This is a genomic window from Aeromonas sp. Y318-3 (genome assembly GCF_027706185.1).
GTDB lineage: Bacteria > Pseudomonadota > Gammaproteobacteria > Enterobacterales > Aeromonadaceae > Aeromonas > Aeromonas veronii.
Map to the genome: position 1 here is coordinate 289,618 of NZ_JAPDCN010000005.1, position 10,918 is coordinate 300,535.

Below are 10,918 nucleotides of genomic sequence, written 5' to 3' on the forward strand. Positions count from 1 at the left end.
CATTTCCGTCACTTCACAAGAGTGAGAATTGTCGGGGATCGAGGGGGAAGATGCAAAAGGCTCTTGTGGCCAGCAGGCGGGCAAACCGCTGAACCATGAGGGGGGCCGCAGATTTGTGCAGCTGCCTCACAGCCTCGGAAAACGCAGACAGAAAAAAGCCGGTGCAGTTGCACCGGCCAAAAGGCATTGGAAAACTTGACTCTTCAGGGCATTACCAGTTTTTGCCGAGACGGGCATCCACACTGAAAGCCCCTGCTCCGGCCGCCGCCAGCGCCAGGAAACCACCGGCCACTGAGACGTTCTTCATAAACATCAGCATCTGCATCTGTTCGGCAGGCTGATAGTGGAAAATAAAGGCAGCCATCAGGGTGAAACCGGCCAGCAGCACGGAGAGGCTGCGGGTAAAGAGACCCAGCACGACGGCAAGGCCACCACCCAGCTCAAGCAGGATCACCAGCGGCAACATAAAACCCGGTACGCCCATCGCTTCCATATAGCCCTGGGTTCCGGCATAGCCGCCGATCTTGCTCCAGCCCGCCATTACGAACATCAGCGCCAGCAGTACACGACCCGCCAGCAGCGCTACATCTTTCATCTTGTCCATTTCATATTCCTCGTTTGTGTCACATCACCGCTGACTGCTTCAGGGTAGGTCAAATAACAGAGCTTGGCTGGCACTGGTCGCAACCAGCTCCCACCGGTATTCATCACGACTGAGTACCCCGTCGCCGGGTCGGGCAGCCAGACCGTTGGCGGTCAACTCCCCTGAAATCATCTGCAGGTAACCGTGTCGGCCAGCCAGTGCCCATTCGAGCGTCTCGCCCGGGGCCAGTTCCAGCCGCCATACGCGGGCCTGTTGGCGGATCCGCAGCGATCCCGCCTCGCCATCCGGTGACGCCACCAGCGTCATGCCCGGTCTGGACTCGATCTTCTTCTGCTGATACCCGGGGGGTGTGCCGAACTCGTTCGGCTCGATCCAGATCTGCAACAGGGAGAGAGGATCCGTCTGCGAGGGGTTGTACTCGCTGTGGCGGATCCCGCTGCCTGCGCTCATCAGCTGGAAATCCCCTGCCGGGATCTGCTCGGCATGGCCGAGGCTGTCCTTGTGCTCTATGGTGCCTTGCAGCACGCAGGTGAGGATCTCCATATTGGCGTGAGGGTGGGTGGCGAATCCGCCACCCGGCGCAACCAGATCCTGATTGATCACCCGCAGTACCGAGTGCCCCATCCACTCCGGGTCATAGTAGTGACCGAAGGAGAAACTGTGGCGTGCGTCCAGCCAGCCGAAGTTGGCCTTGCCCCGCGCTTCTGCGGCTCTCAATTGCATCATGGTCTGCTCCTCATCTACCGGGACGGTTGATTAACGCTGTTTGCCGCTACCGATACCGAACGGAATACGGTATTCGCTGCTCTGGTCAGCCAGGCTGACAGTCAGGTTGCCTTGGGTACGGCTCGGGATCCGCACCTGCTGGGTGCCAGTCAGGTTGGCGTGGACTGATGCCAGCAGATCGCCAGACTCGTCACGCACTTCCAGCATCGGATTGGCTTTGCCATCCATTGCGGCAGTGGCGTTCCAGTTCACAAACAGCACGCCGGGCATGGCATTGAAGTCAGCCGGTACGGAAGCTTGGGCGAAACCAGTGGTCATCAGGCCTGCAACGGCCAGCATCTTGATTACGTTTTTCATGTTCATTCACTCTCTTGTTTTATATGTCATTGCCAAGGCCTTTTCGGCCAGAATCAATGCATCCATGCAAGAGGTTATTCAAATAGTGTGTTGTTCTTTCACCGACATCAGACAGACCGATTTGGTGTGTCACAGTGCGGAACTACCCGCATATTTGGCCGCTCGACGTTCCTGCCTAAGCGTTGATTGAATATTAAAGTGACATGACCTAACTTGTTAGCGAGATAAACTGGCAAACATATTCAAAAAAATTGAAGGTGAGGAATGGCCAAGGAATCGAACAAGGAACGGGCGCTGACCCTGGAGGCAATCCGGGTGCTGGACGCCATCGACCGCCGCGGCAGCTTTGCGGCGGCGGCCGACGAGCTGGGCAAGGTGCCCTCGGCATTGAGCTATACGGTGCAGAAGCTGGAAGACGAACTGGATGCCATGCTGTTTGACCGCAGTGGCCACCGCACCAAGTTCACCCCGGCGGGACGCATGCTGCTGGAGCGCGGCCGGGTGCTGCTGGAGGCAGCCGAGCATCTGGTAGGCGAGACCCGGGCATTGGCCCGTGGCTGGGAGACCGACATCACAGTCGCCGTCGATGCGCTGGTCCCGGTGCAGGCCCTCTACCCCTTGGTGGAGAAGCTGGCCGAGCAGACCGATACCCGACTGCGGCTGCGGGCCGAGGTGCTGGCGGGTAGCTGGGAGTGTCTGGAAGATGGCCGCGCCGACCTGCTTATCTCCTCCATCAACCCGGACATCATGATGACCGGCATCAAGCATCAGGTGATCAAGGACGAGGTGATGCTCTACGTCGCCCATCCCGATCATCCGCTACATCAGGAGCCGGAGCCTCTGGCTGACGAGACCCTGCGCCGCTACCGCGCCATCGCGGTGGCCGATACCGCCCTGCGCAAACCAGTGCTCACCTACCGCCTGCTGGACAAGCAGCCGCGCCTCACTGTCAGCACCATGACGGAGAAACGGGATGCCCTGCTGGCAGGGATCGGCGTCGGCACCATGCCACAGAGCTGGATTGAGGAAGACATCCGGGCCGGACGGCTCAAGGTGATCAGCCCCGAATATCGCCATCAGCTGCAGGTGGTGCTGGCCTGGCGGCGAGACACCATGGGCAAGGCCAAGAGCTGGCTGGTGCGGGAGATACCAAAACTGTTTGCGGCTGGTGAGAAATGAGATCCAGTTAACAGAAATGTTAATTGCATGCCTCACTTGACGCCCAATATCTTTGCTGATTTCATAGCCGCCTCATTGAACCCATGGAAGCTGTAGAAAATGAAAAAGAGTTTGCTGGTTGCCCTCACCACCCTGCCCCTGTTTGCCAATGCTGGCCTGATGGATTCGCTGACCGACAGCGTCACCAGCAGCGTCAAGGATGCAGCTAATACTGCCGTATCCGGTGCAGTGGACAGCGCATCCAACGAAGCCATCAAGAAGGCACTGGAGATCAAGGAAGGCGGCTCCAACAAGCAGGCTATTAAAGAGAAGCTGGGCGCTCCTGCCACCACCAAGACCGAATCCGGTCTGGAAGTGTGGACCTATGATCTGGATGCCCTGAACAAGGCCTCTCCGCTGCTGGCAGAAACCACCAAAACCCTGCTGAAAGATACCGACGCCGCCAAGAAAAACGTGGTCATCAAGTTCGAAGGCGAAACCGTCAAGAAAGTAGAGCTGACCGACAAGGCTCAGGGCTAAGTTCGCTCGTCCGGTGGAGTGGGCTGAACACCCGCATCGGCACAGATAGCAAGAGGGGGAGCATCAGGCTCCCCCTCTTTTATTGGCAATCACCAGCGTTCAGCCAATCTGCAGCTCAACACAGTAAGCACAAAAAGGGTGGCCTCGGCCACCCTTGGGTTGATAACAGCTGGTGCTGTTACTGGTTCGCTTCGGCGAACTGCTTCATCGCTTCGGCGTGCTTGGTCATGCCGGCGGCACGCTCGTTGAGCTTCTTGATGAACTCCGCCTTCTTGGCCGGATCTTCAATGCGGTCATAACGTTGCTGCAGGTTGGCCTGGATCTGCTCCGGGGTCATGTTCTGCATGCGGGCCATCTTGTCGTGGCGACCACCGTGGTGTTTGCCACCCATCATGCCGCCGCCGTCCATCGGGCAATCCACCATGGCACCGGGCTGGCCGGTGGGGGCTGCTTCACTGGCTGCATAGGCGCCCAGCGGCAGACCAAGGATCAGGGTGGCGGTCAGCAGGGTTTTGGTCAGCTTTTTCATGGTCTATCTCCTGTAGGGATGATTCTGGTTCGGCGCTCTTGCCTTGCCCTCAAGTAAACACCCTATCGGTGTCTGAACTTTGCCAGCATCGCCCTTTTTTGTAGCAGAGTGTGGCATCGTGCGGATCTGGCACACTTTGACACAAACCGCCGGGCGGATTTTCGTATACTCGTGCCAACGCCAAGCAGGGGAGGTATTCATGAACCAGGGCAACACCCACATTCTGGTGGTCGACGATCACAGCGAGATCCGCGATCTGTTGAAGCGCTTTCTGGAACAGCACGGCCTGCGAGTCAGCTGTGCCCGGGATGGCAAGGAGATGAAGCGGCTGCTGGAGGAGCGGGAGTTCGACCTGCTGGTGCTGGATCTGATGATGCCGGGTGAAGATGGCCTGACCCTCTGCCGCGAGCTGCGGGTCAAATCGAACCTACCTATCATCATGCTGACTGCCATGGGAGAAGAGACCGACCGCATCATCGGATTGGAGATGGGGGCCGACGACTATCTGGCCAAGCCTTTCAATCCGCGCGAGCTGCTGGCGCGCATCAAGGCGGTGATGCGCCGCACCCAGGCCGACACCCAGCCCGCCGCCGAAACCCTGACCCGGGATCTGCGCTTCGATCGCTGGCTGCTCGACGTCAATCGCCGGGAGCTGGTCGATGAGGATGGGGTGGGCCTGAGCCTCTCCACCGCCGAATTCGATCTGCTCAAGGTGTTTCTCGAACGCCCGCAACGGGTGCTGAGCCGGGATCAACTGCTGGATCTGGCCCGTGGCCGCGAGGCGGTGGCCTTCGATCGCGCCATCGATACCCTGGTGAGCCGCCTGCGCCGCAAGCTGGAGCGGGATCCCAAGAACCCGGAGCTGATCAAGACCATCTGGGGTGGCGGCTATATGTTCTCCGCCGACGTGACGCAGGTTTAAGCAGTGGGCACCTTGCGACGACTGTGGGCACGGATGTGGCCCAAGGGGCTGACCGGCCAGATCATTCTGGTGGCGCTGGCGGGGCTGATCCTGATCCAGCTGCTCAGTATCCAGATCTACCGCACGGATCGGGAGGAGGCGCTCGGCTTCGTCAACAGCCGCAACGCCATGCAGCGGATCATCTCTGTGGTCAGGCTGCTCTCCCTCTCTCCTCCGTCCCTCTATGACGAGATCCTCAAAGCGAGCCGCAGTGAGACCCTGCTGCTGCGCCTCTCCGACGAGCCGCTGCAACCGGATAACCGCAGCCCCCGCTTCGAGCAGCTGGTGCGCTCGCGCCTCAACTACCCCTCCGGCCTCACTGTCGAGATCAGCGCCGAGCTGAAAGAGGATAACCAGCGCAGCAAAGCGTGGGAGCATCACGCCCGCATGATGCGGGATCGCAAGGGCCCTCCACCGCCGCGGGATATGCGGCTCTACGGCTCCATCGAACTGCCGCAGGGGGGCTGGCTGCAGTTCAGTTCGCTGGTCGACAAGGAGGCGGGCAGCTGGTCGTGGCAGACCACCCTCAACCTGATGCTGGTCGCCAGTCTGGTGATCGGACTGATGGTGCTGCTGTTTCGCCGTGCCACCCGCCCGCTCAAGCAGCTGGCAGGCAATGCGGAGCGACTCGGGCGGGGCGAGGATATCGAACCCTTGAAAGAGGAGGGACCGACCGAGATCCGCGAATCGATTCAGGCCTTCAACCGGATGCATACTCGGCTAGACCGCTTCGTGCAGGACAGAACCCGGATGCTGGCGGCCATCTCCCACGATCTGCGTACCCCCATCACCAGCCTGCGGCTGCGCACCGAGTTTCTGGCCGATGGCGAGGACAAGGAGCGGATCCAGCAGACCCTGCAACAGATGGAGCAGATGCTGGCGGCCACCCTCAGCTTTGCTCGCGAGGAGGGGCAGCAGGAGGCCACCCGCGAGCTGGATCTGGTCAGCCTGCTGGTCAGCCTGTGCGATGACTACGCCGATACCGGCCAGCCGGTCACCTGTCTGGCGGAGGGAAAAGAGGTCTACGCCTGTCGGGCCAACACCCTGCGCCGGGTGCTGCAGAATCTGATCGGCAACGCCATCAAATATGCCGGCAGCGCCGAAGTGTCGCTGGAGCGGCGCAAGGAAGAGCTGTTGATCCGGGTCTGCGATAACGGGCCGGGGATCGATCCGGCGCGGCTCGAGGATGTGTTCAAACCCTTCGTGCGGCTCGATGAAGCGCGCAACACCGAGTCCGGCAGTGTCGGGTTGGGCCTCTCCATCGCCCGCACCCTGGTCCATCAGCACGGCGGCGAGCTGACCCTGCTCAATCGGCCACAGGGGGGACTGGAGGCGCGGATCAGCCTGCCGCTGTAAGTAGTTACTCTATCCGCCAGCCTTGTCATGGCGCCATTTGCATCATGCAAACTTCATCATTTGAGCGCTTGTTCTTCGATCAGAAAGACGGTGATAATCGGTGACCACGGGACGGTATACGGCAACGGATTGGAGCAAGGATGGCCTCTTCCAGGACAGGAGTCATAGTCAGTATCGGATGGGGGCTCCTGCTACTCGCCCTTGCCCTGCCTGCCTGGGCCAAAGCCCCGGAAGAGCCGCTCATCATTACCAACTCCAAAGCCTGGCAGCCCTTCTCCTATATCAATGAGTCGGGCCAGCCGGATGGCCTGCTGATCGATTTGTGGCGTGAATATGCCAGGGTCACCGGCCAGAAGATCGAGTTCAGGCTGGTCGACTGGCAAGGCTCCCTCGACCTGCTCCATGAGGGGAAAGCGGACGTTCACGCCGGATTGCTCTGGTCACCGGAGCGGGACAAACTGTTCGACTATGGCCGCCCTCTCGCCCAGCTCGACTCCCAACTCTTCTTCTCGAGCGAATTGCGCGGCACCGATGTACATTACTACCTGCTCCATGAAACGGTCGGTGTGGTAGCCGGTGGCTACGAGGAGTATTACGCCAGACGCTACTTCCCCGGCACCCAACTGCAGACCTTCAATGACAATGACACCCTGCTGGCGGCGGCCTTTCGGGGCGACATAAAAGCCTTTATCGCCGATCTGCAGGTCGCCAACTTCTACATCTATACCTCGGACGATCCCACCCGCTTTATTCCGGTTCGCCACCTCTATACCGACCAGATCCGCTTTGCGGTGAAAAAAGGTGACCTTGCCCTGTTAAACCGACTGGAAGAGGGCTTCGCCAAGCTCAAAGAGAGCGATCGGGAGCGGATCATCCGCAAGTGGATGCATGTCGAAACCGTCTACCCCATCCATCTCGGTCCCTGGTTGCTGTTGGCCGGAGTGCTGATCATGGTGGCCTACATAGTGCAACTGCGCCGCGCTGTTGCCAGCCGCACCACCGAGTTGAGCCGCGCCAACGCCAGACTGGAGCAACAAGCCAGTACAGATCCCCTGACCGGCCTGCTCAACCGACGGGCATTCATGCCTGCCATGGAGCAGCGGCTGGCAAGCGGCATGCCCTGTGCCCTGTTGCTGTTCGATGTGGATCACTTCAAGGAGACCAATGACCGCTTTGGTCATGGCATCGGGGATCTGTTGCTGGAAAAGCTGGCCACGACTGTGACGAACCTGTTGCCCGAAGAGGCTCTGCTGGCCCGCATCGGCGGCGAGGAGTTTTGCCTGCTGCTGCCGCTGGCCACATTGGCTGAGACAGAGCAATGGGCCGAGCGTATTTGCCTGGAGAGCAACCGGCAAACCCTGCACACCAGCAGCGGCAAGGTGACCCTCTCCATCAGCACCGGGGCAGTCTGGGTCGCCGCAGAGAGAGAGGCTGATGCCGACCAGCTACTACGGCAGGCTGACGCCCTCATGTATCAGGCCAAGGGACTGGGGCGCAATACCTGGCAAGCCGCCCCCTATCAGGCATAGCCCCCTGACGGACGTGCAATAAAAACGGCCGCCATCGGAAGATGGCGGCCGCATGAGAGGTTTCCTATCAGAAGTTGTAAGTCACGCCCAGGTTGTAGCGGCGACCATCCAGCACAGTGCCATAGCTGCTGTAATCCACTGTTTTGTCGAACAGGTTGTAGACCCCGGCGGTCAGATCCAGATGCTTGTTGGCCTTGTAGACCAGGCCCATGTCAAAGAAGGTATAGGAAGGGGTCCCTTCCGCCATCTTGACCCGACTCAGGTACTCGGAGGTCTCGCCACGGAAGTTTACCCGTGACCAGAGGCTGAGATCCTCGGTGGTTTGCCAGTCAACACTGCCGTTGAACATGTGACGGGGCATCTGGTTGAGGGCATGACCCGCCAGTGGACCACTCTTCTGCTCGGACTGGGTAAAGGTGTAGCTGGAGCTGACCGACCAATCCTCATTGATGGCCCAATCCATCATCCCCTCGACACCGCGCATATTCGCCTTGTCGACGTTGACCCGATCACTGATGAAGTCATAGCTGTGACCATTGAGGGTACAGGCTGGATCGCTCTTGCTGGTGCAACGACGCACTTCGGAGATCTTGTTCTTGAAGTCGGTGTTGAACAGGGTCACTCCGGCGTTGAAGCCCTGATGACCATTCCACAGCAGGCCGATCTCTTCACTCACGCTGGTCTCGGGTTTGAGATCAGGATTACCGACCAGCATGCCATCCAGGCTACCACCACCGGTGACCTGACCCCAGTTGGCCGCTGACATCCGCAAGTCAGGAGAGCGGTAACCGGTCGAGACGCCTCCTTTCAAGGTCCAACTGTCATCCAGATGCCAAACTCCGTAGAGGCGAGGGCTCCAGTGAGAACCGTAGTTCTGATCCCGATCCATGCGTGCGCCACCGGTCAGGGCAAAGCTGTCAGTGAGTGACCACTCATCTTCGACAAACATCGCCCAGCTCCAGCGGGTCAGCTGCTCGGCAGGGTTGGCCACTTTCAGGGTATTGCCCTGATCGTGCAGATCCTCATAGCGATACTGACCACCGACGCTCAAGTAGTGATCCCCCAGAATAAACTGGGTATGGGTATCGGCGATGGTGTTGGTGAGCTCCATCTTGCGGCCGGGGTTGGTGTTGGTTTCCTGCTGCAGATAGCTGCTGGAGGAGCCGAAATCATACTGACCATCATGGGTCAGCGCATAGTTGGTGCGCTCGTATCGGTTAAGGCTATCTTTCGCCTTGGCAGCCAGCGAATTGCCGGCCGTGCGATCCCGATCCTGCAGACTGCGACTGGCTTCCAGATCGAAGCGGTTATGGTCATCAGGCTTGAAGCTGAGCACCGCCGTGCCACTGCGAGTCTCCTGCTCGGCAAAACCCTGGATAAATTTGTCTTCACCACGATGGGCGAGCTGACCATTGAAACGCAGCCCCAACACGCCATCGATCAGTGAACCTGCGGTATAGGCATCGGTCTGGAAACTGTTGCCAGCATCCTTGTTCTCCTGGAAGGTAGAATCAGCATGAACCGAGCCCTGCCAGGCCAGACCGGTGGTCTTGCGGGTAATGACGTTAATCACGCCCCCCATGGCATCGGAACCATAACGGGATGACATAGGGCCACGGACGACCTCAATGCGCTCAATCGCCTGCAGTGGCGGCAGCCAGCCCTGCTCGATACCCGGACCATCGCTGTTCGGGCGAGTGCCACGGCTATCCACCTTCTTGCCATCAACCAGCATCAGGGTGTATTTCGACCCCATACCGCGAATGCTGATATCACTGCTGCTGCCACCGCCGGTCACCACAACACCGGGCACATCCTTCAGAGCATCGGTCACATCGCGATATGCCCGCTTTTCGAGCTGCTCACGGGTAATCACGGAGATGGAGGCGGCAGAATCTTCAATCTTCTGCTGGAAGCCGGAAGCGGTGACGACCATCACCTCTTGTTCGGCAGCATAGACCTGGGTCGCAAGAAGGGAGCAGATCAACAAGGCAAGCTTGTTCGGTTTCACTGTTGTCATGTTTTAGCCTGAACGTTTTTAGTAGGAAGGTGGCGTATTCCCTTACTTCATTCGTTACAACGCCCTAGCATCCGGCCAGACGCAGTATTAGAAAAGGCTCATTTGAAAAGCACTTTATTAATCAGCCCGCATTGTAACGACCCCGCCTCGATCATTCAAACAATAATCATTATCATTTGATTCGTGTGGTATTCCTGCCGCAGAATCGCTAATTCTTGATAAGAGACTGTTTTAATGGAATAAATCCATAAGCAAAAAAGGGGATTACACAAACAAGTGGAAGCGATGACGTACCGTTACAAGATGGCCTGATTTAATCCTCAAGCTCTATCAGCTCGCAGCAGAATAATATGGCCAAGATGGGATGTGTTGCGATACAGAGGTGGAAACAGTAGCGAGAACACCAACAGGGGAAGGTATTGTCATCGTGGTGGGACGTCGGCAGCTCACCAGCAGGCTAAAAACATCAAAACCCGGTCGTGAGACTGGGCTTTGACGTTCGTTCTGGTATGCAAACCTGTGGGTTTTATGGACAAAACCGCCCATAGCAAAAAGGCCTTCCCATCTGGGAAGGCCTTCAAATTAGTGGCGGAGCGGACGGGACTCGAACCCGCGACCCCCGGCGTGACAGGCCGGTATTCTAACCGACTGAACTACCGCTCCGCATTCGGTTAGCTTTCGCTAAATCTTCTGCTGCATTTTCTGAGGTGTCATCCTCGCAGCCAGTGACATGATTCTTCACATCGCTGTTTAATTGGGTGCCTGGCAGTGTCCTACTCTCGCATGGCGAATGCCACACTACCATCGGCGCTACCGCGTTTCACTTCTGAGTTCGGCATGGGATCAGGTGGTTCCACGGCGCTATGGCCGCCAGGCAAATTCTTAATCTAGAAAGCTGACGTGAGTAACGAGGTTGCCTATTGGCTTGTCGCTATCACTGAATTTGAGTAGTTCGTTCTATTTGCTACAAGCCTTAGAACACTTCTTGGGTGTTGTATGGTTAAGCCTCACGGGTAATTAGTATGGGTTAGCTCAACACATCACTGCGCTTACACACCCCACCTATCAACGTTGTGGTCTCCAACGGCCCTTTAGGACCCTCAAGGGGTCAGGGATGACTCATCTCAGGGCTCGCTTC

The 10,918-nt window shown here is 58.3% G+C and carries 10 protein-coding genes, 1 tRNA gene and 2 rRNA genes; 5 read left to right on the forward strand and 8 right to left on the reverse strand.

All coding sequences use genetic code 11. The annotated features are described in order from the left end of the window. Positions 1 to 211 precede the first annotated feature (211 nt). Genes OKB77_RS09605 through OKB77_RS09615 form a run of 3 tightly spaced genes read right to left on the reverse strand, consistent with a single transcriptional unit; the run spans position 212 to position 1,693 of the window. Complete coding sequence (locus OKB77_RS09605) at positions 212 to 604, reverse strand: DoxX family protein (protein WP_005336513.1); 393 nt, start codon at positions 602 to 604, stop codon at positions 212 to 214. Positions 605 to 643: 39 nt separating this feature from the next. Beyond that, entirely contained in the window at positions 644 to 1,330 is a 687-nt protein-coding gene (locus tag OKB77_RS09610; RefSeq protein ID WP_005336514.1) for a pirin family protein, read from the reverse strand. 30 nt (positions 1,331 to 1,360) lie between these two features. Beyond that, the gene (locus OKB77_RS09615) at positions 1,361 to 1,693 is read right to left on the reverse strand and encodes a hypothetical protein (protein ID WP_013723379.1); all 333 of its coding nucleotides are present in this window, start codon (positions 1,691 to 1,693) and stop codon (positions 1,361 to 1,363) included. Positions 1,694 to 1,951: 258 nt separating this feature from the next. Here OKB77_RS09615 and OKB77_RS09620 point away from each other — a divergent pair, with 258 nt between their 5' ends. Both OKB77_RS09620 and OKB77_RS09625 read left to right on the forward strand, forming a co-directional pair. Continuing rightward, entirely contained in the window at positions 1,952 to 2,866 is a 915-nt protein-coding gene (locus OKB77_RS09620; RefSeq protein WP_019446735.1) for a LysR family transcriptional regulator, read from the forward strand. 99 nt (positions 2,867 to 2,965) lie between these two features. After that, positions 2,966 to 3,385: a hypothetical protein gene (locus OKB77_RS09625; RefSeq protein WP_042081192.1), complete on the forward strand. Its 420-nt coding sequence runs from the start codon at positions 2,966 to 2,968 to the stop codon at positions 3,383 to 3,385. Between the two features lie 178 nt (positions 3,386 to 3,563). On the opposite strand, the gene OKB77_RS09630 is transcribed toward OKB77_RS09625, so the two are convergent. Further along, complete coding sequence (locus OKB77_RS09630) at positions 3,564 to 3,914, reverse strand: hypothetical protein (RefSeq protein ID WP_005355311.1); 351 nt, start codon at positions 3,912 to 3,914, stop codon at positions 3,564 to 3,566. A 199-nt stretch (positions 3,915 to 4,113) separates the two neighbouring features. On the opposite strand from OKB77_RS09630, the gene OKB77_RS09635 reads away from it, so the two are divergent. The 3 genes from OKB77_RS09635 (at position 4,114) to OKB77_RS09645 (ending at position 7,760) form a co-directional block, all read left to right on the forward strand. Beyond that, positions 4,114 to 4,836, forward strand: a complete 723-nt coding sequence (locus OKB77_RS09635; RefSeq protein ID WP_040068709.1) for a response regulator — start codon at positions 4,114 to 4,116, stop codon at positions 4,834 to 4,836. 33 nt (positions 4,837 to 4,869) lie between these two features. After that, positions 4,870 to 6,231 carry an ATP-binding protein gene (locus tag OKB77_RS09640; RefSeq protein WP_162518318.1) on the forward strand — a complete coding sequence of 454 codons (1,362 nt, stop codon included), beginning with the start codon at positions 4,870 to 4,872 and terminating at the stop codon, positions 6,229 to 6,231. A gap of 140 nt (positions 6,232 to 6,371) precedes the next feature. Further along, positions 6,372 to 7,760 carry a transporter substrate-binding domain-containing diguanylate cyclase gene (locus OKB77_RS09645; protein ID WP_265776426.1) on the forward strand — a complete coding sequence of 463 codons (1,389 nt, stop codon included), beginning with the start codon at positions 6,372 to 6,374 and terminating at the stop codon, positions 7,758 to 7,760. 67 nt (positions 7,761 to 7,827) lie between these two features. Here OKB77_RS09645 and OKB77_RS09650 read toward each other — a convergent pair whose 3' ends face one another. The 4 genes from OKB77_RS09650 to OKB77_RS09665 form a co-directional block, all read right to left on the reverse strand. Next, positions 7,828 to 9,780: a ligand-gated channel protein gene (locus OKB77_RS09650; protein ID WP_168769945.1), complete on the reverse strand. Its 1,953-nt coding sequence runs from the start codon at positions 9,778 to 9,780 to the stop codon at positions 7,828 to 7,830. Between the two features lie 586 nt (positions 9,781 to 10,366). Beyond that, a tRNA-Asp gene (locus tag OKB77_RS09655) sits at positions 10,367 to 10,443 on the reverse strand. A gap of 97 nt (positions 10,444 to 10,540) precedes the next feature. Beyond that, a 5S ribosomal RNA gene (gene rrf, locus OKB77_RS09660) occupies positions 10,541 to 10,655 on the reverse strand. A 121-nt stretch (positions 10,656 to 10,776) separates the two neighbouring features. Continuing rightward, positions 10,777 to 10,918 (reverse strand): 23S ribosomal RNA (locus tag OKB77_RS09665); the annotation flags it as partial.